The organism is Burkholderia sp. Tr-862 (genome assembly GCF_011753085.1).
In the GTDB taxonomy this organism is placed as follows: domain Bacteria; phylum Pseudomonadota; class Gammaproteobacteria; order Burkholderiales; family Burkholderiaceae; genus Burkholderia; species Burkholderia ambifaria.
In genome coordinates this window covers 34,558-50,749 of the sequence record NZ_VWWG01000007.1, presented here as the reverse complement: position 1 = coordinate 50,749, position 16,192 = coordinate 34,558, and the positions used below count along the sequence as shown (strand labels likewise).

Genomic DNA, 16,192 nt, shown 5'->3' with positions numbered 1-16,192 from the left:
ATTGAGGCGCAATACGTCAATGCGTATCATTGGTGCGATACATGCTACATCGGAGTTGTCAGTCATGACGCAGGAAAACGACAAGCCGCCGCTGTCGCAGTTGCCCCCCGATCTCCTTGGGGCACTCGTGAAGTTCCGTGCTGAAAATGGTCGGACGTGGAGGCATAAGTTGCTTTCCGGTTGGCTGCGGGCCGCATTTCCCGGCGAGCTGCAACGGCTGCGTAACGAATTCGGGCCGGAATGGCTCACGGGAGTGAAGGACGCCGAGTTCGACAAGCTTGCAGAGGTCGCTGCCAACGTCGAGCCGGCCGTCGGAATTCGTGGCCACGAGGCTCCGGCAATGCTCAGCGAGGCCAGCTACAAGGGCGAGTTCGGCAACAAACGTCATTTGACGCGCAAGGAGAGCGTCATCATCCCGGTATCCGCGCTTGCGCACATGCGCGGGGTGCGCGGCGAACGCCGCGACTTTACTGTGGATGAGTCGGGCAGTCAGCGGTTCGGCAATTACGAGGTCGCCGAGTGGGAGCAGTTCAAGGCGGATCTCGCGAAAAACGGCATGTCCGAGCCGGTGACGATCAACATCGATGTTGGCGAAGAGGTCTGCATCTACGAAGGCAACCATCGCATTCAGGCCGCATTGCAAAGCGGCTGGAATGTCATTGCCGCTGACATCCGCTATTACGGTGGAGCGGAGACGACATTCGAGGGCGGGTCATTCTTTCGACAGACCATCGCTCGCCTCGAGGAAGGCAACGAATCGAAGGCGTCTTCAGTGCGCCCACGCATGTAAGGAGTGTCGAAATGTTCGTATCTGAATTCATGACAGAAATCGGCTTGGCAGGGACCGACATTCCTCCACGGGTCACGTGGTCGATGGACGCTCCCGGCGCAACGGTCACCGCGAGACTCGACCGAGAGGATATGCGGGTGGAGTTCGGCGTGTATGAGACGTTGGACGGTGAGTCCACCGTCATGAGTGGTGTCGCCCTGCTGCAATCCGGATCTGACGAAGTGCGTTTCCGCGATGAAACCGACGAGATGTTCTTCGAGCGGTTCGCCGAGACAGTGCGCCTCATGCGCCTGGAGCAAGAAGAATGAACGAGGCACAAGTGAACGTCGTGAATGCTTCCACGGTGCTGGTCGAGCCGGGGCAGATGGCGGCATTCGAAAAGCGCCTGGAATCGCTCAACAAGAAGGCCGCGAAGTTCGGGTTGTCCCACATCCGAATCGTTAGCGTCGCAGATACGCTCTACGAGCGTAAGAGCGAATACGTCGGTCGCGACGCGGACAGGCTGCTCACCCACCTCGTGCCCATTCAGGGATCGCGGAATGTCGATCATCCAGTGCTTATTAAGCGGTTGGAGATCGAGTACCCGGAGATCAAGCTCGGGCATTGGCGCGTGGTCGGGAAGCTCGAAGCCGTCGAAGGTGGGAACCTTGCCTTCGCTGTCTCGCGCGGCGAATCCGATGTTGCTGCGCTGGCCGAGCGCGCCGATTGCCCTATCGAGTGCGAGCACTGCAACACCAATCGTCGCCGCAAGGACGGATACCTGCTGCGTGATGACGAAAGCGGCGACTACAAGGAGGTCGGCAGCAACTGCCTGGAGGATTTCACGGGCATCGACCCGGCTGCGGCCCTGTTCATGGCTCAGATGTGGAACGTCGTCAAGATCGCCGAGGACGACTTCGCAGAATTTGGACGCTCAACTCGCGCCAATGCTGTCAGGACCGATCGGTATCTGGCTGACGTGTGCTTCATTACCGAGAACTACGGGTTCACGTCTGCTGCGAAGGCGCGGGACACGGGCGTCATTGCGACATACGATGAAGCGCTCTCGTTGCCGCGCGCGCTGGAGCGCGACAACGGGCTGCGACAGAAGTACGAGGAACAGTTCGAGCGGCATCTGGAGAGGGCAAGCGCTGTCCGTGGATGGATCACTTCCAAGCCAGAAGAATCCATGTTTGACCGGAATCTGAAGTTGCTATTCGCGAGCGATGCACTGTCTCTCGACCGAAAACACCTTGCCTTCGCCGCGGCGGCCGTCCCCCTATACAACCGCTTCCTGGCTAACAACGTAGCTACGCGAAAGCCGAGCCGCCATGTTGGTTCGCCCGGCGAGAAAGCAGAAGGAACGTTGACGGTCGAACGTCTGATACCGCTCGAAACGCCCTACGGCGTTTCCGACCTCGTGCTGATGAAGGATCAGGACGGAAACAAGTTGAAGTGGAAAACGACTGCCTGCCCATCGGAAATCAGGAACGGTGGCGTCGGCCGCTCGATGGCCGCAACGTTCAAGATCAAGGAACACGGCGACTACAAGGGGATGGCGCAGACCGCCATTACGCATCTCAAGGTGCTCCGCTGGATCGACGCGGTTGGTAGCGATGCGGACGAAGGCGGCGTTGCTCCGGTCATCAGCGAGGATGATTCGCCAGCCGTCCGATCCGCCAAAGCTCGCTTTCTTTCCGAGCACGGCGTGAACAGCGTTGATGTGTCAGTGCCGCCTAAGGAACGCTATCGCCCATAAGCCACTTGATTTCGCTTGCTCTCAAAAGTGCGTATCATATGTGTGATACGCAGTCGTTGACCGCGAAAGGAACTGATAATGAGCCGATATGAATATTGTGTCGCCGATAGCGACAGGACTTCGGGGTGGGCGGGGTCGGGGCAAGGCGTGAATGAGCCGAATTCCTATGGTATGAGGCCGATTGAAGTGGCAGCACAAGCGGCAGATGCGGAAGAGTTCAGGATGATTTTCGCCTCTCCTGAATTTGACCCGACGCTCGTCAATCCTTTCAGATTTGCCGAAGTTGGGCGGATGGTGCGTGACTATCAGCATGGTGCGGAGGAGCGGTACGCGGCTATCCGGAAAGCACTGAGCGAATTCAACGACACGTTTCCCTACGACGAAGAGCGTCGGTGTCGTGTGCGAGCGGAAGCGCTTGCGCCGGTCGTCGCATCACTCCCGAAAATCGCCGACGGCGATTCGCCCGCGGCTCGGGCAGCGAAGGCAAGATTCATCGGCGAGCATGCCCCCGAGAGCCAGCATACCGTGGCTTCAGGCGAGCAGATCACCCCGCGCCCCGCCGCATCGCGCATGCGCATGTAAGCACTCTTCCGGGCTATTCAAGAAAGTGCGTATCGATATCGTCATACGCATAAATCGGAGCTATCAAAATGTCACTCGCGTCATTTGCTCAGAAAGAACGCGCCAAGCGTTTGATCCCTCGCCTGGACGCCTGCACCGGGAGGATCGATGAGGGAAGCATCGTCAGATCCCACGCGATGGTCTATGCAGCCTTCCTGTCGGATTACGTGGCCGGTCGAATCGATGCGGCTAACCCCGAGACGGTCGGAATGTTGAGCATGGCCGACGAGTTCTGCGATCTCGTTGAGCACGAGTATCCGGTCATCAACTGAGGTCAGCCAATGAGCGAGTTTCAAAAGAAGGCGGAAGGTCTTTTCGCGCGCTTTGCCGAGAAGCTGTCAAAGGTTGATCTCAAGTTGGCAGTCAGTCTCCCGGCTGTAATCGGCGCAACGGTAGTGGTTGCTGGTTGTGCGCTCGAAGCGCACGGCGAGCTTGGCCTTCTCCGGCACGGAAACGATGTTGGCCCGGCGCTTCGGGGGAGCATGGACGCGCTTGGCGCATACAAACAAACGCTTGGGCAATACCCGTTCGGAGAGTTCCTCCTTCGTGGCATCGAGGGCAAGCTTCCGTCGTTCGGCGGCAACACGCAGGCTCGCGGTTTCGCATTCATGGTCGCTGCGCCGATCATCAGTGCGGCAGCGGTCACGCTCTCGCGCGGCTTCCAGAAAATCAAGGCATCGCTGCACGGTCAAGGCGAGCGTATGCGCCGTGAGGCGACGCAAGCGCTTGTCGCCGTCGAACCCGAACCGGTGGACGATGAGGGGCGCTATACGTGGGCGCGGAATCGGTCAACTGAAACGGGGCAAGGGCAAGACTGGCGGCACTCGACGCAGGTCGAGATGCGAGAGCCACCGGGGACGGTTGAAATGCTCAGGCGAATCGCCCTGGCGCATCGCGTCAACGTGCTGGATCTGGAACTGCGCGGCGACAAGGTGGTACTGAACACCGCGCGTTCCGCGCAGCAACACGCGGCACCGCCGCCGTGGTCCGACAGCAATTCACCGGCATTCCGTCCGATTTGCGAGGTCGATTCGCCTTTCTGGCGCGAGACTGAACGCCAGGTCTACATCCTCAATCGATATGCGCGCCAGCATGGTTTGAATGCCGGCGCATTGTACGTTCGTGATGATGTGGTCTATGAAGACAATCCCAATGCGTTCGTGGATCGCAAGGTCTGTGACGTCAACTCGCTGGAATGGGATGCGGCGCATCGTCAGTTGATCGGAGAAGAGCTAGGCTATTCCCCGACCGGCCTCGAAGACCATAAGCGATGGGAGCGGGAGGAGCACGAAGCTTACGGCACCTCGCCAAACCACCGCACCAAAATCCGTATGTCGTAGGACGAGCGTCGGAGGCCACGTTGTGAACGGTTATTTCGTCAAGAACATTGGCGCCAACCGCGGGAAGCCGCGCATTTGGCTTCAAGGATTGGAGCTTGAAAAGGCAGGGTTTCAGCCGGGCGCAAGCTACGAAATCGATGTCAAAGGCAATTCCGTCGTTCTTACGGTGAAGGCGGATGGCACAAGGATCGTGTCTCCAAAAAAAGTCCGTGAACGGACTCTGCCTGTCATCGACTTGAATAGTAAGGCGCTGCTCGCCATTTTCGACGGGATGGCGGCCGTTAGAGTGATCCCGAAGGATGGCGAGATCTATATCGTCCCTCTCGCTTCGGAGATCAAGAAGCAAGAGCGATTTCAGCGGTTGCGAGAAAAGTTGGAGCAAGGCGAGCCGCTCGCGATCGGCAGCCTCTCGCATGGCGGGGGGATTCTTACCCACGCGATTCATGAGGGCCTGCGTCGTGCCGGTATCGAGGCAAAGCTGGCATTTGCAAATGACATTCGGCCGGAGCTAATCGAGCATGCGTCGCAGAACAATGACGCCTGGTCGCATGACACCGTTCCGCTGGCTGCGCCGATGCAGGAGCTTGCCTTTGACGATCGTGCATTGGCGCAGGTGCCGAAGGTTGAGATCCTCGAGGCCGGAATCCCGTGCAGCGGTGCGAGCAGGGCGGGTGTCGCAAAGCGAGGACTGAAGCACCCGGAGGAACATCCGGAGGTCGGACATCTGGTGGTTTCTGCGTTGATCCTGCTCAACAAGGCCGCCCCTGCGGTCGTGTTGATCGAGAACGTCGTCACCTATGCCACGTCAGCGTCAGCCAGCATCCTGCGCACGCAGCTACGCGACCTCGGCTACACAACTCATGAGCGCGTACTGCGCGGTAAGGAATGGGGGGCCATCGACAATCGAGAGCGCTGGTGCATGGTGGCCGTCACCCACGGGATCAGCTTCGATTTCGATCAGCTAATGCCTCCAGATACCGTGCCGCGTGAACTCTCGGAGATTCTGGACCCGATTGGGCCGGACGATTCGCGGTGGTCCACGATGCAGGGCCTCAAAGACAAGCAGGTACGGGACAAAGCTGAAGGCAAGAATTTCAAGATGCAGATCTTCGACGCATCGGATACGAGCGTAGGGACGCTCACGAAAGGCTACAGCCGCGTTCGAAGTACCGACCCAAAGCTTCGTCACCCGACGAACCCTGAATTGCTGCGGCAGTTCACTCCAGCCGAGCACGCGCGCATGAAGACGATACCCGCTCATCTGCTTGAGGGGGCATCGGACACCGTGCAGCATGAAATGGCGGGGCAGTCAGTGATTTGGGAGCAATTTGTGGATGTCGGCCATCACGCCGGAAACGCACTCAACCGCGTTGTAGGTAAGCCGGAAGTCACCCGTCCTGTCGTCACGGACAGTGATCCGCCAGCGGTTAGGGCTGCGAAGGAACGCTTTCTCGCTGAAAACGCTGAGTTGGTCCCGGACGACTACATGCCGGCGACCCATGACGTTCCGCAGGCTCCTATTCGCAAACTTCGAATTATGTAAGGGTCACTCGATGACTAAGCGAACCATCCTCACCGAAAAGCCTGACGTGGCGAAACACGTTGCTGAGTTTTTCGGCATCGAAAAACGTCTGCCAGGCGCGTATTTGCTGAAGAACGGCGATTACGTCACTAACAACATCGGGCATCTACTCGGAATCGGGTCTCCCGAGGACTACATGAGCGAGGCGCAGAAGGCCGCGCGTGGCTTCGATCAGTTGCCGATTCTGCCGCCGAAGTTTCGGCACTTCGCCGACAAGGAGAGGGCCGACCAGCTTCGGACGGTCGTGAAGCTGCTCAAAGAGGCGGACATCATCGTCAACGCGGGCGATATCGACCGTGAAGGGCAATTGATTGCAGACGAGGTGATCGCGTATGCCGGGATCAACCCAGATGGCAGCGTGAAACCAGTTGAGCGCGTGTTGATCACCGCGAACAACGAGGCTTCGCTGCGCAACGCCTTTGCTCCGCAGAATCGCAGAAAGAACGGTGAGCCTCAGTTCGTGAACAGGCGATTCGCCGGCGAGGCTCGCTCAGAGGCGGACTGGCTCATCGGCATGAACGGTTCACGCGGTGTGAGGGCGGCAATCGGCGTTCGCCTGGACGAAGCGCTGTCAGTCGGTCGAGTCCAGACTCCGACGCTCGGTCTCGTGGTCATGCGTGAACTGGAAATCCGCAATTTCAAGGCAGTCACGTATTACGTGCCGGAGATCGAATTGCCTGACGGCCGAGTGCTCGAATGGACCGGGCGTCTGGAAGGTGCCGATCAGGCTGGCATCGACAGCGAAGGCCGAATCATCGATCGACGCGTCGCCGAGGCCATCGTCGCACGCATCAAGGCGGGTTTGGAGGGCGTTGTCACGCACTACACCGCGATCGAGCGCGAGCAGGAACCTCCATTGCCGTTCAACCTGGCGAAGCTTCAGTCGGAAATGTCGGCGCGGCACGGTATGTCGGCAAAGGAGACGTCGAAAGCTACGCAGTCGCTGTATCAGAACCGCAAGATGGTCACCTATATCGGTACCGATTGCCAGTTCCTTCCACAGTCGATGCATGAAGAAGCGCCCGACGTGTTGAAGGGAATCTCCGGACAGTACATGAAGCTCGCGAGCGGTACGAACCCGGCTTTCAAGTATTCGTGCTGGAACGATTCCAAGGTATCTGCGCACCACGCAATCATTCCGACAGGCGAACTGGCCAGTGGCCTGACTACGGAAGAACAGCGCGTGTTCGATGCAGTCGCACGTCGCTATATGGCGCAGTTCTATCCGAAGCACAAGTTTGTCGAGAACAAGCTCGAGGCCGAGTACGGACAGGACGTGTTTGCCTCTGGATGGCGAAAGACGCTCGTGGATGGCTGGAAGGTTGTGGATCAGCAAGCAGACGAAGACGTAAAGGATGCCGAATCGTTGGAGAACAAGCCAGCGATGCGGATTCGGAATAAGTAGCTTACTAACCCAGGTCGGAGCAATCAATGAGTGTCTATATTCAACCGTTCGAGGAAGCCTTGCATAACGGTGAGCGATCGCAGGTCACGATCGGCGTCAACAAAGATGCCGTGAAGATGCTGGAGGCGGAGTTGGCGCGTGGAGTGCCGATGCAGGGAACCTCGGGCGATGCTCTGGCCGAGATGGGTCGGCGTCTGCATCGTGCGTATTCGTTCGTCCACGACATTCACATGCAGATGCGTCCTCAGTTCGATGCCAGCGTCGGGCAGGCCGATGCAGAGACGCTGCGGATGCTGCTGAAGGATGCACGCTCACACCTGGTCGATCCCGCGAGCGGACACGACGACGGGCTTTTGCTGGCGGATCTCGTGGACCGCATCGATGCCGCGCTGAATGAGCCTGCCGCGTCGAATGTATCGCGTCCGCGTATGCGCGGTTGATTCTTGACTGGAGAAACTATGGCAACGTACATCGTGATCAGCTTACCCGACGGATACAACGGGCACACTGCGAATTTTGTCGGCGAGCCGGTCGAGCGCGACGGCAATCACGTGAAGCTCAAATGCGCAGAGCGCGGCCGGGAGTACATGATCCGCTGGATTGCCGATGCAGATCTTCAGGCGGCGATTGACTCGCAATTGGCCAACGCAAAGGCATGGGAGTATCGCGACGAGAACGAGGGCGTTTCGTTCCAGTCGCTTGATCGGCTTCCTGCCGAAAAGCGGGAACAATGGACGAGCGAGCGTCCGCTCGATGCCGTGCCTGCCTCGTTGGTCGGCCTTGGCGTGGAAGCGTCCGATCAGGCCACGGAAATGGCCGCTAAGCCGCGTATGCGGCCGTAGCGAGGTCACGCCATGTCGAGAGCCCTTAGTGTGTTGGTAGCCGTCTCAGACCCGCTGCGGTGCCTTGGCATCGAGGCGCTGGTGTTAGGCGCAGGCATCGCTGATGCCTGCGATTTCGCCTCATCGACGCGGGATCTCGCTGAGAAAATGCGTCGCCTGGAAAGCTACGCGGCCGCCGTCATCGATCTGGACCTAAATGACGCGCCGGCGTTCGATCTAATCGGCCGCATTCGGTCGCTCTCACCGGCGATGGGCGTTCTTGCCCTTGATCTAGCGGCGGGTGCCGATCGCACGGTGCGGGCGCTGCGCAGCGGCGCGACCGGTGTCGTCGGTGCGCAGGCGACGCGTGCGGAAATACTGGATGCGTTGCGTGCCGTGGCCGCCGGCGTCAGGTTCGTTCAGGCGAGTTCGCTCACGACGCTGATCAACCAGATCTCCGGACAAGCTTCCGAGCCTTCCCACGAAGACCTGTCGAATCGGGAATACCAGACGCTCTGTATGCTCGCGCGTGGATTGAGGTTGGTGGACGTGGCTGGAGAGCTGTCAATCAGCGTCAAAACGGCCAGCACCTATCGTTCGCGCTTGCTCGAAAAGCTTCAGCTTCGCACCAATGCGGATCTGATCCACTACGCGCTCACGAACGGCCTGGGCGTGACCGGACCGGTTGCGGGCCGGGTGCGCGCTGGCACACTTGCCGAGAGGAGGTAGATGTTGCGCGCAGTACCATGCCGAGGAGTATAATGTCAACCAGAAGGTGTCCAATGGAGTGGATCATGCCTGCTGACAAACTCGGCCGTTATATGACCAGCGACGTGTTTCTGGCACGCGCCAATGCGGCGGTGAAGAAGGCCGTCCGTAACCTTGAAGAAAAGGGCATCGAACCTGCCTACGTCGTGCGCGAGCCGAAAGAGGCGGCGACGGAGGTGTCCGGCGATGTCGTCAAGGTGAGCGTCGGAGCGTCCAGCGCGAAGCGTAAAACCCTTAGAGTCGCATGACCATCACGAACGAAGAAGAAAAGGGCATTCCCGCAGTCATCGTCTTCGCCGGGCCGAACGGATCGGGGAAGTCCACCATCACAGAGGCAGTCGTCGGTGACCCGGATCAGTTTTCCGGAGAGTACATCAACGCCGACGACATCGCCCGCACTCTCCAAGATCAAATTCCCGATTACCGCGAGCGCAACCTGAAAGCGGCGCAGATGGCGGAGGAACGCCGTCTTCAGGCGTTGCAGGAGGGGCGCGACTTTGCCTTTGAAACCGTCATGTCCACGCCGGAGAAGGTCGCACTGATGACGCAGGCAAAGGCGCTCGGCTACCGCGTCTCCCTGTTCTTCATCACGACGGAAGATCCTGAAATCAACGTGCGCCGCGTCGCCGGCCGGGTTGCGGACGGTGGTCATGCCGTCGAGCCGGACGCGATCCGCCGTCGCTATGCTGCGACTATGGACCTGCTGCCGGCCGCGTTCGAGCATGCGGACCAGGCGACGGTGCTCGACAACTCGGAAGAGCCAGGCAACTTGCGGATCGTTGCCACGAAGGCTGATGAAGAGGTGGAGTTTCCGGTCGAGGATGCGGTCCTGCCTTGGGTGGCCGAGAAGCTGACTGATCCCTACATGCGGCGGCTCGCGTCACGCAAGCTGCTGACGGCAGCGCTATCGGATGGTCGATCTGTTCGCGTCGCCGAGGCGGCGCACGGCAAGGATTACACCGGCCTGGTGGTCCGCGTCACCGAGCACCACGCGTTGCAGGACGTGGCGGGCGAACTGCTGCTGCACGATCGGCAACTGGCCGCCACGATGACGTATGTGGTGGGCCAGGAGCAGACCGTGAGCTATCGGTACGAGCACGGCAAAATCGTGCCGGTCGATGCTCCCGCGCAAACAGCGCGACAACAGCAGTCACCGAAGCAAAACTAAGAATCGACGGCGCGGTCGCGCTCACCGGCCGCGCCGTATGCGTAGTTGTTGTCGATCCAACGTTTCGCCCACTCGATACCTCGCTGATGGGCTTGAGAGCGAAAGACACGGTTGCCAAGATCAACGAACACAAAGCGTTCTCCGTGCTCGCGCTCGACAATCGCGCATGACTGGAAGAGCCTCTGCTTTGCCAAGATGAGAGGCGCAGCGTCTATCGTCCAGCCTTTGTAGGTTGCCATGCGCTTCATTGCACCCTCAACAGTCGCGTCGTCAGGTGCTCATGGTACGCCGTCAGGCTGCGACCGTCTTGGGCTGCCTTAACGGTCTCGTCTGTACTGCTTGGGGTTGTACACTGCGGACTTCCATGATGGATCTCGCACGTGGCCATCGCGTTTGAAGAGAGGAAACAACGATGGAACCCACATTGCCGCGGCGATCATCAGCAACGCCAGCGATCGCCACGTGAATCCTGCATCGTCGCCACGTGACATGACGGACGCATTCTCAGTGAAGAAGCCGACACCGGTCGGGCCGAACACTTCAAAGTTCTTCTGCATCACGTGCCCGCGCACGCTTACGTTGCGATAGATGCAAGTTCCGTCTCCCGGCACCGTGTCTTTTGCCACACCCGCCACGCAAGCCGCTGGTACCCATACGTCAACGTGTTGATGATGGACAGAGTAGCGAATCGCCAACAGTGCAGTAACGGCAATCGCACAGCGTGCCAGGGACTTAATCCCGATTTTCATCTTTCACCTGCTGTTCATGAGCGGCTTTATGGCCCTCCAAACAGACCGCTGCGATGGCGAATGCGCAGCCGAGGGCGAGTGCTGCCATCAGTGCATACGGCAGCAAGGCGACAGAGAATAGCTCAACTTTTGCGATGGGCGCCAATGCCTCGATCGCGTTATGAATGCTCATCTCGGTTCCTCCATTTGGTGTTCGGATTAGAGTGTGATTGAGGTCATTTTCGGAGTGGAAGGCTCGACCCCTGCATGGCTTAACCTTCGATTCGTCGCGGCGGAGCTTCGCTACCGAACTCGTCTTTGAATTCTTGCCTCATATCCATCTCATAGAGAATCTGCTTCACGTCGCTGGCCTCCAGCGGATGGAAATTGAGTGAGAAAAGCCGTTTCCAGCCGATGTTGTCCGCGTCGGTGGAGCAATCGGTACAAAGCTGAAACCGGACGGTGAAGTAGTTGCCATTCCTAGTTTTAGCTATGACGCGCCATGCTTTTTCCGTTGACTTCACGGTACCCAAATTTAAGTAGGGAGCACGGCCATCATCCTCGTAGATCGCGATAATCTTCGCGTCCTTACCACTCCAATGCACGTCCGGTTGCATTGATTGGAGAGCTGGCTGCGTGGTTGACCAGTGTGACATGGCAGTCGTGACGCTCGCCTTTGCGTTTGCAACGACGGTTGCATTGGCGTCATCTCGAGCTTTCTTGGGATCGAGCAAGGCTATTTTCACAGCCGTCATCACAAAAAGGCATGCTGCTAGTATGACGGCCACACCCCGGAAGAAGCCCTTCGTGGAAGCGGGGTGCTTTGGTGCCGTGTTCTTCGCGATGTTCATGCCTTCCTCTCGTTGTCATCAATCAATCCGTGTTCACGGAACAGAGCTAGATCCTCAGAGTCGATACCATCGATGCTTCCCCCCTGCCTGAACAGACTACGCACCACGGTCGTGGCACTTCCTTCTTCCCGTAGAAGCATCGCGATCGCGCAGAAATAGCCGTTGCGCCAGCCGTCGTTCCTGTCTTGATTGTGAGCCGGGGAATGTGTCGCCGTAGCGGCCTTCTTGTCGCATTCGATGCATCGCAATTCAACCGGCAATGCCATGAAGTCAGCGAGCGGCACAAACTTCGCGCGCGTGCTCGGCCGCGATGTGTAGCGGCATCGTGAACGGCCACCGCTGTCGGTAGCGAGATGAATGCGTTTCATGGTTACGGTTTCGTCTTGTCTGACTCGATGCGATTGGCCGCTGGCACGCGGTGCGGTCGAGTGGTTTTCAGCGAAATCGCATTCGCTCGCCCGCCGCAGCGCGGGCATTCCCACTGAATGCTGCTGGCCATGCCTTGACTGTCCGGTCCCACGTAGAAAAAGCTGTCGTCACGTGCTTTGTACGTGATCGGCTTCGCATGACCGAATAATCGGCACCAAAGGCGTTTCAGCATCGTCGTTTCCTAGTGCTGGCAGTAAGCGTCGCGGCGAGCTTTCCACAGGACCGTGATGGCGTCCAGGTTGGTCGCAAAGCGTCCGAGTTCCCGGCAATCGCTATCCGATGCGCTGTCATATGGCGCATTGATTGACGCCCGCCATTGGCCGGATGCGCAGCGCTCGTACCCGCCGACGCACTCGTAACCGCCTGGCGTCGAGGTGGACGTGGGGCATCGGCGAAGCAGAAAGCCGTTGGCCTTGGCCGCGTCCCCGTTACTGTTGCGCTCAATGTAGAACTCGGCGTCATCGAGCAGTATCAGGTGCCTGTCCATTGTCGCGTTGTTAGCCATTGCTGCGATGTGCTTTCGGGCTGACCGGAATCCAGCGCAGCGGATCGCTACGGTCGCGGTCGATTGCACCATCGGACGTTCTCATATGGACGCCGGTGTCTTCACATACGAACCCGTCACGAACAGCGCCAAGCGAATATGCGTCGTTCTTGAAGTAACAGAACGAGAAGGGGTCTTGCGACGGCTGGTGAGTGTCCAGTTTGCCTGCGACCGGCTGACGGATCGCAAGTTGCGCCTGAGCGAGTCCTTGTGCTGCGTCAATGGCGGCTTGTTCAGCAGTCTGAGACGCGAACGTCGAATTGCACGCGACTGCCAACGCAGCCAACAGGAACTGCTTCTTCATGTTCTTTTTCTCCGTAGGGTGTGGACGAGTCGGACGACTCACTGCTGCCGCCTGTAGCGGCAACGATCAGGCGTCTGCGGCCTTCTGCTTCTTTACTTGCGGCACACCGCAGGTTCCGACTTCCAACGTCGTGGCGGTTCGAGGTCGGACTTCGGCGTGTAGGGCCTGACAACGACCGTGCATTTCTCGTTCGCAACCATGACAGGCACGACGTACCCTCCCTGTCCGGCGGTGGGCTCACCGGCCTGAATGGTTGCCTTCTGAACGGCAAATTCGGCTTCGCTCTTGATGTCGTAACGATCAGCGGGGTGTAGCGCCTGACCACTCGCGGCAGTCGAGAAGGCGCAGGCTGCAATGAGCGCCGACGTGCAGGCAATCTTCACGGTGGCTGTTGTCATTTCGTGTTGTCTTGGCTAGTGATGCCGCGCTTGAAGTCGGAGAACTTCTGGACTGCGGCGATCATGAGGTAGGGCGTAGCCCCGGACACTTGGATGGTGGCCGATGCATCCCCTACAGCTTCTCGAATGGCCGCGATGGTTTGCTCGAACGCTTCGCCCTGAAAACGGGCTTTCTGTTCGGCCGACGCCGCGGTGAGATTGATCGTGATTTCCATGGCAGGGTTACAGATTGCGGTGGTTGTAGTCGTAGCCCGTCACAACGCCGCGCGAATTGAATCGCACGGTCAGCTCGCTGTTCTTCTCCGAGCGGCCGAGCAGGTTCAGGCCGGGCAGGAAGGCAAGCGCCGAGTTCTCGACGCGCTGGTAATGCCACGTGGCGTTGCCCTTGTCGTCGCTCGTCTGTTCGCTCGGCTGACCGAACTTGGTGAGGACATCCTTTTTCGTGGTGCGTCCCGCCTGGATGGTCGACACTGCTGCTTCGTCAGCGACGGCGGGGGAAGCCCCAACGGCGCAGCCGTTCAGCAAAGCTGCTGCGAGGAGCATCGTTGCCGTCGTGGTCAGGATTCGTTTCATCTTCTTCTCCGTGCAGTGGTTGGCCTTCCGGCGCTGCTTGCGCTTTTTTGTCCGGTAGGTCCGATTCGTCGGGCATTTCGCCCTTGGATTTCTTGATGCCGTTTTCGGCGGCAATCTTCATAGCGTCAATAACGAACAGATCGCGCTTTTCCTTGAGCGCTTTTCTGATCCACGAGTGCGGCACGTATGCTTCACCGTTGTACACACCGATCACTTCCGGGGGATCAGAAAGAGAGCGCTTCTCAGCGCCGTCTGCGCCGTCAGGATGAAGCAGGGCGGGAATCATCGCTTCGCCGATGGCTTCGCAATAGCCGACCCAACCCATGTCAACGCCGCTGTTGCTGACGATGTGGAAAAACGCCACGGGCGTCCGTCCACTCCTGGCTCGCATGGCTGCCATCGTCAGAACGGCGCTTCGATTTCAGGCTCGTCCGACGCGGCTGCCGGACTTCCTGCCGTAGCAGCGGGCCGGGAAGCGGCCGGTGAGGGCGGAGTTGAGTCGCGTTGACGCTCGGCTTCTTCGCCAGTCGGGAAAACGACATTGGCAACGACCTCGGTGATGTAGCGATCCTGGCCGTCCTGCTGGTACTTGCGCGTGCGGGTGCGCCCCTCAACGTACACTTCCGTGCCTTTCTTCAGGTTGCGCGCCACTTCAGCCGGCGGGCCGAACACCGAAACACGGTGATAGTCTGCGAATTCCTTCCAGTCGCCGCTGCCTTTGTCCTGATAGCGCTCGTAGGTCACGAGTCTGAGGTTGGCGACCATACCGCCGCTCGGAATGCTGCGGCCCTCTGCGTCAGCGGTAAGGCGACCGAGAAGGATTTGCTTGTTGATGCTGCCCATATACCCCCCGATTAATTGCGTATCGTATATATGATGCGTGAAATTTGCCTGACGCGCAATGTCGGTTTTAGCCCGACTGGTTGCCTGAATCGGACCACCGGATACGGTGCTTGTCGTTGAGATCGCGGTGCAGTTTCAGATCTTCGGTGTGCGAGTAGATGGATGTCGTCGAGATACTTTCGTGCCCCAAGACCGCCTGCACCGTGCGCAGATCCGCTCCGGCATTCAGCATGTCCGTTGCGGCGGTGTGGCGCATCCAGTGCGTCGAAGCGGCCTTGAGCCGCGAAGCGCTCTCCGGATCGCTTCGGGCGAGCACCGACTCGGCATGCTTGAAGATCTCCTTGAACAAGACCCAAACCGACTGTCGCGTCAGCGGCCGGAATGCCGTTTTGGTGCGAAGCGAGAATACGAGCGGAGTCGCCTCGGCCGGCGCAGGCCATGGCGATAGGCCGAATGCCTCGCGGTAGCGTGAGATCTCGGGCAGGAAAGGGTCCGGGATCGGGATTGAGCGTTCCTTGTCGCCCTTGCCGATCACGGTCAGGAAATAGCGTTTGCGCGCGTCCTCGCGGTCCTGAATGGCGGAGAAGCCTCCCATCGTGCCGTTGATCGCTTCCGCGGTGCGGATGCCGGTCATATAGAACAGCGTCGCCATCCATCGCCAGCGGGCATGGTGTTGCCGCTGAAAGACGGTTTCGCGGGGTAGTTCCTCGATAGCGGCGAGCACCGCGTGCCACTGATCTTCGGTCAGAAAGCGTGATTGCGAACGCTCCGGCTTCTTCAGGCGACGGCGGTTGCGAATGATGGGATTTCCTGCCAGGTAGCCGACGCTGCGCAGCCACTCGAACATCGACCAGATAATGCCCTGCGCGTAACGGATGCTCGATGGCCGCAGCGGTCCGGCGAAAGGCCGATAGTCTTTCGACACACCGCCATCCTTGTCGCGCCGGCCACGCTTCGTCCCGACCCACACGGATCGCGGTTGAGGATCGGTGAGGAACGCGAGATACGCGTTCCAATCCTCGTAGACGACGGATGACAATGGCTTGCCGCGGCTCGCCAGCACCCATATATAGAAGCGCACGACCTCCTTTTCATAGGCGTCGTAGGTCTTCTGCTGATCGGTGAACTGGCTCAACCAAAGCCGCATCGCCTCCCAATCGGTATTGGCCGTGATCTGCTGCCTGCCGCCACCCCGGTTCGCGCCCGAACTGCCATCGAGCGAGGGCGGAAGCGTGGCGTTGAGCGCGAGCGCGAACGCCTGGTTGGGAGTCGTCGTAAGTGCCGTCATC

General features: G+C 59.3%; 27 protein-coding genes. 13 read left to right on the top strand and 14 right to left on the bottom strand.

All coding sequences use genetic code 11. The features are described from left to right. Positions 1 to 64 precede the first annotated feature (64 nt). The 13 genes from F3J14_RS04275 (at position 65) to F3J14_RS04215 (ending at position 10,233) form a co-directional block, all read left to right on the top strand. A complete protein-coding gene (locus F3J14_RS04275) occupies positions 65 to 790 on the top strand; it encodes a hypothetical protein (RefSeq protein WP_166721937.1) in 726 nt (241 codons plus the stop codon). 11 nt (positions 791 to 801) lie between these two features. After that, positions 802 to 1,098, top strand: coding sequence for a hypothetical protein (locus tag F3J14_RS04270; protein ID WP_166721936.1), 297 nt, complete (start codon positions 802 to 804; stop codon positions 1,096 to 1,098). Continuing rightward, a complete protein-coding gene (locus tag F3J14_RS04265) occupies positions 1,095 to 2,528 on the top strand; it encodes a hypothetical protein (RefSeq protein ID WP_166721935.1) in 1,434 nt (477 codons plus the stop codon). Before F3J14_RS04270 ends, F3J14_RS04265 begins: the two co-directional genes overlap by 4 nt. Before the next feature lie 78 nt (positions 2,529 to 2,606). Further along, positions 2,607 to 3,110 (top strand): hypothetical protein, encoded by a 504-nt coding sequence (locus F3J14_RS04260; RefSeq protein WP_166721934.1) that lies wholly within the window; start codon positions 2,607 to 2,609, stop codon positions 3,108 to 3,110. A gap of 68 nt (positions 3,111 to 3,178) precedes the next feature. After that, positions 3,179 to 3,421, top strand: a complete 243-nt coding sequence (locus F3J14_RS04255; protein ID WP_166721933.1) for a hypothetical protein — start codon at positions 3,179 to 3,181, stop codon at positions 3,419 to 3,421. 9 nt (positions 3,422 to 3,430) lie between these two features. Beyond that, positions 3,431 to 4,489, top strand: coding sequence for a hypothetical protein (locus F3J14_RS04250; protein WP_166721932.1), 1,059 nt, complete (start codon positions 3,431 to 3,433; stop codon positions 4,487 to 4,489). 22 nt (positions 4,490 to 4,511) lie between these two features. After that, positions 4,512 to 6,032 (top strand): DNA cytosine methyltransferase, encoded by a 1,521-nt coding sequence (locus tag F3J14_RS04245; protein ID WP_166721931.1) that lies wholly within the window; start codon positions 4,512 to 4,514, stop codon positions 6,030 to 6,032. Positions 6,033 to 6,042: 10 nt separating this feature from the next. Next, positions 6,043 to 7,476 (top strand): DNA topoisomerase, encoded by a 1,434-nt coding sequence (locus F3J14_RS04240; RefSeq protein ID WP_166721930.1) that lies wholly within the window; start codon positions 6,043 to 6,045, stop codon positions 7,474 to 7,476. A 26-nt stretch (positions 7,477 to 7,502) separates the two neighbouring features. Beyond that, positions 7,503 to 7,916: a hypothetical protein gene (locus F3J14_RS04235; protein ID WP_166721929.1), complete on the top strand. Its 414-nt coding sequence runs from the start codon at positions 7,503 to 7,505 to the stop codon at positions 7,914 to 7,916. Positions 7,917 to 7,934: 18 nt separating this feature from the next. Further along, positions 7,935 to 8,318 carry a hypothetical protein gene (locus F3J14_RS04230; protein ID WP_166721928.1) on the top strand — a complete coding sequence of 128 codons (384 nt, stop codon included), beginning with the start codon at positions 7,935 to 7,937 and terminating at the stop codon, positions 8,316 to 8,318. Between the two features lie 12 nt (positions 8,319 to 8,330). Then, positions 8,331 to 9,026, top strand: coding sequence for a response regulator transcription factor (locus tag F3J14_RS04225; protein ID WP_166721927.1), 696 nt, complete (start codon positions 8,331 to 8,333; stop codon positions 9,024 to 9,026). A 65-nt stretch (positions 9,027 to 9,091) separates the two neighbouring features. Then, on the top strand, positions 9,092 to 9,313 hold the full coding sequence (locus tag F3J14_RS04220; RefSeq protein ID WP_166721858.1) for a hypothetical protein: 222 nt from the start codon (positions 9,092 to 9,094) through the stop codon (positions 9,311 to 9,313). Continuing rightward, a complete protein-coding gene (locus F3J14_RS04215) occupies positions 9,310 to 10,233 on the top strand; it encodes a zeta toxin family protein (protein ID WP_166721926.1) in 924 nt (307 codons plus the stop codon). Before F3J14_RS04220 ends, F3J14_RS04215 begins: the two co-directional genes overlap by 4 nt. On the opposite strand, the gene F3J14_RS04210 is transcribed toward F3J14_RS04215, so the two are convergent. From F3J14_RS04210 to F3J14_RS04145, 14 genes are all read right to left on the bottom strand, one after another. Next, entirely contained in the window at positions 10,230 to 10,472 is a 243-nt protein-coding gene (locus tag F3J14_RS04210) for a hypothetical protein (RefSeq protein ID WP_247682120.1), read from the bottom strand. The two genes, F3J14_RS04215 and F3J14_RS04210, sit on opposite strands and share 4 nt — an antisense overlap. A 78-nt stretch (positions 10,473 to 10,550) precedes the next feature. Further along, positions 10,551 to 10,982 (bottom strand): hypothetical protein, encoded by a 432-nt coding sequence (locus F3J14_RS04205; RefSeq protein ID WP_166721924.1) that lies wholly within the window; start codon positions 10,980 to 10,982, stop codon positions 10,551 to 10,553. Beyond that, positions 10,966 to 11,154, bottom strand: coding sequence for a hypothetical protein (locus F3J14_RS04200; RefSeq protein WP_166721923.1), 189 nt, complete (start codon positions 11,152 to 11,154; stop codon positions 10,966 to 10,968). Before F3J14_RS04200 ends, F3J14_RS04205 begins: the two co-directional genes overlap by 17 nt. A 79-nt stretch (positions 11,155 to 11,233) precedes the next feature. Next, positions 11,234 to 11,812 (bottom strand): hypothetical protein, encoded by a 579-nt coding sequence (locus F3J14_RS04195; RefSeq protein WP_166721922.1) that lies wholly within the window; start codon positions 11,810 to 11,812, stop codon positions 11,234 to 11,236. Beyond that, positions 11,809 to 12,180: a hypothetical protein gene (locus tag F3J14_RS04190; protein ID WP_166721921.1), complete on the bottom strand. Its 372-nt coding sequence runs from the start codon at positions 12,178 to 12,180 to the stop codon at positions 11,809 to 11,811. Before F3J14_RS04190 ends, F3J14_RS04195 begins: the two co-directional genes overlap by 4 nt. Positions 12,181 to 12,182: 2 nt before the next feature. Beyond that, the gene (locus tag F3J14_RS04185; protein ID WP_166721920.1) at positions 12,183 to 12,413 is read right to left on the bottom strand and encodes a hypothetical protein; all 231 of its coding nucleotides are present in this window, start codon (positions 12,411 to 12,413) and stop codon (positions 12,183 to 12,185) included. Positions 12,414 to 12,422: 9 nt separating this feature from the next. After that, positions 12,423 to 12,746, bottom strand: a complete 324-nt coding sequence (locus F3J14_RS04180) for a hypothetical protein (protein WP_166721919.1) — start codon at positions 12,744 to 12,746, stop codon at positions 12,423 to 12,425. Further along, on the bottom strand, positions 12,739 to 13,089 hold the full coding sequence (locus F3J14_RS04175) for a DUF3365 domain-containing protein (RefSeq protein WP_166721918.1): 351 nt from the start codon (positions 13,087 to 13,089) through the stop codon (positions 12,739 to 12,741). The genes F3J14_RS04180 and F3J14_RS04175 overlap by 8 nt, the downstream gene beginning before the upstream one ends. Before the next feature lie 92 nt (positions 13,090 to 13,181). Then, positions 13,182 to 13,487, bottom strand: a complete 306-nt coding sequence (locus F3J14_RS04170; RefSeq protein WP_166721917.1) for a hypothetical protein — start codon at positions 13,485 to 13,487, stop codon at positions 13,182 to 13,184. After that, on the bottom strand, positions 13,484 to 13,702 hold the full coding sequence (locus F3J14_RS04165; RefSeq protein ID WP_166721916.1) for a hypothetical protein: 219 nt from the start codon (positions 13,700 to 13,702) through the stop codon (positions 13,484 to 13,486). The genes F3J14_RS04170 and F3J14_RS04165 overlap by 4 nt, the downstream gene beginning before the upstream one ends. 7 nt (positions 13,703 to 13,709) lie before the next feature. Next, positions 13,710 to 13,958, bottom strand: a complete 249-nt coding sequence (locus tag F3J14_RS04160; RefSeq protein ID WP_166721915.1) for a hypothetical protein — start codon at positions 13,956 to 13,958, stop codon at positions 13,710 to 13,712. Positions 13,959 to 13,968: 10 nt separating this feature from the next. Then, a complete protein-coding gene (locus F3J14_RS04155) occupies positions 13,969 to 14,424 on the bottom strand; it encodes a hypothetical protein (RefSeq protein WP_166721914.1) in 456 nt (151 codons plus the stop codon). Between the two features lie 38 nt (positions 14,425 to 14,462). After that, a complete protein-coding gene (gene ssb / locus F3J14_RS04150; protein WP_166721913.1) occupies positions 14,463 to 14,903 on the bottom strand; it encodes a single-stranded DNA-binding protein in 441 nt (146 codons plus the stop codon). 67 nt (positions 14,904 to 14,970) lie between these two features. Next, positions 14,971 to 16,191 carry a tyrosine-type recombinase/integrase gene (locus F3J14_RS04145; RefSeq protein WP_166721912.1) on the bottom strand — a complete coding sequence of 407 codons (1,221 nt, stop codon included), beginning with the start codon at positions 16,189 to 16,191 and terminating at the stop codon, positions 14,971 to 14,973. Position 16,192 lies beyond the last annotated feature (1 nt).

Excerpts from the sequence above, each read along its gene's own strand:
- F3J14_RS04235 (WP_166721929.1), top strand. The coding sequence starts at position 7,503 with ATGAGTGTCTATATTCAACCGTTCGAGGAAGCCTTGCATAACGGTGAG.
- F3J14_RS04190 (WP_166721921.1), bottom strand. The coding sequence starts at position 12,180 with ATGAAACGCATTCATCTCGCTACCGACAGCGGTGGCCGTTCACGATGC.
- ssb (WP_166721913.1), bottom strand. The coding sequence starts at position 14,903 with ATGGGCAGCATCAACAAGCAAATCCTTCTCGGTCGCCTTACCGCTGAC.
- F3J14_RS04230 (WP_166721928.1), top strand. The coding sequence starts at position 7,935 with ATGGCAACGTACATCGTGATCAGCTTACCCGACGGATACAACGGGCAC.
- F3J14_RS04255 (WP_166721933.1), top strand. The coding sequence starts at position 3,179 with ATGTCACTCGCGTCATTTGCTCAGAAAGAACGCGCCAAGCGTTTGATC.
- F3J14_RS04220 (WP_166721858.1), top strand. The coding sequence starts at position 9,092 with ATGCCTGCTGACAAACTCGGCCGTTATATGACCAGCGACGTGTTTCTG.
- F3J14_RS04240 (WP_166721930.1), top strand. The coding sequence starts at position 6,043 with ATGACTAAGCGAACCATCCTCACCGAAAAGCCTGACGTGGCGAAACAC.
- F3J14_RS04185 (WP_166721920.1), bottom strand. The coding sequence starts at position 12,413 with ATGCTGAAACGCCTTTGGTGCCGATTATTCGGTCATGCGAAGCCGATC.
- F3J14_RS04270 (WP_166721936.1), top strand. The coding sequence starts at position 802 with ATGTTCGTATCTGAATTCATGACAGAAATCGGCTTGGCAGGGACCGAC.
- F3J14_RS04215 (WP_166721926.1), top strand. The coding sequence starts at position 9,310 with ATGACCATCACGAACGAAGAAGAAAAGGGCATTCCCGCAGTCATCGTC.
- F3J14_RS04265 (WP_166721935.1), top strand. The coding sequence starts at position 1,095 with ATGAACGAGGCACAAGTGAACGTCGTGAATGCTTCCACGGTGCTGGTC.
- F3J14_RS04175 (WP_166721918.1), bottom strand. The coding sequence starts at position 13,089 with ATGAAGAAGCAGTTCCTGTTGGCTGCGTTGGCAGTCGCGTGCAATTCG.
- F3J14_RS04195 (WP_166721922.1), bottom strand. The coding sequence starts at position 11,812 with ATGAACATCGCGAAGAACACGGCACCAAAGCACCCCGCTTCCACGAAG.
- F3J14_RS04180 (WP_166721919.1), bottom strand. The coding sequence starts at position 12,746 with ATGGCTAACAACGCGACAATGGACAGGCACCTGATACTGCTCGATGAC.
- F3J14_RS04165 (WP_166721916.1), bottom strand. The coding sequence starts at position 13,702 with ATGGAAATCACGATCAATCTCACCGCGGCGTCGGCCGAACAGAAAGCC.
- F3J14_RS04250 (WP_166721932.1), top strand. The coding sequence starts at position 3,431 with ATGAGCGAGTTTCAAAAGAAGGCGGAAGGTCTTTTCGCGCGCTTTGCC.
- F3J14_RS04275 (WP_166721937.1), top strand. The coding sequence starts at position 65 with ATGACGCAGGAAAACGACAAGCCGCCGCTGTCGCAGTTGCCCCCCGAT.
- F3J14_RS04170 (WP_166721917.1), bottom strand. The coding sequence starts at position 13,487 with ATGACAACAGCCACCGTGAAGATTGCCTGCACGTCGGCGCTCATTGCA.
- F3J14_RS04260 (WP_166721934.1), top strand. The coding sequence starts at position 2,607 with ATGAGCCGATATGAATATTGTGTCGCCGATAGCGACAGGACTTCGGGG.
- F3J14_RS04200 (WP_166721923.1), bottom strand. The coding sequence starts at position 11,154 with ATGAGCATTCATAACGCGATCGAGGCATTGGCGCCCATCGCAAAAGTT.
- F3J14_RS04210 (WP_247682120.1), bottom strand. The coding sequence starts at position 10,472 with ATGGCAACCTACAAAGGCTGGACGATAGACGCTGCGCCTCTCATCTTG.
- F3J14_RS04225 (WP_166721927.1), top strand. The coding sequence starts at position 8,331 with ATGTCGAGAGCCCTTAGTGTGTTGGTAGCCGTCTCAGACCCGCTGCGG.
- F3J14_RS04145 (WP_166721912.1), bottom strand. The coding sequence starts at position 16,191 with ATGACGGCACTTACGACGACTCCCAACCAGGCGTTCGCGCTCGCGCTC.
- F3J14_RS04205 (WP_166721924.1), bottom strand. The coding sequence starts at position 10,982 with ATGAAAATCGGGATTAAGTCCCTGGCACGCTGTGCGATTGCCGTTACT.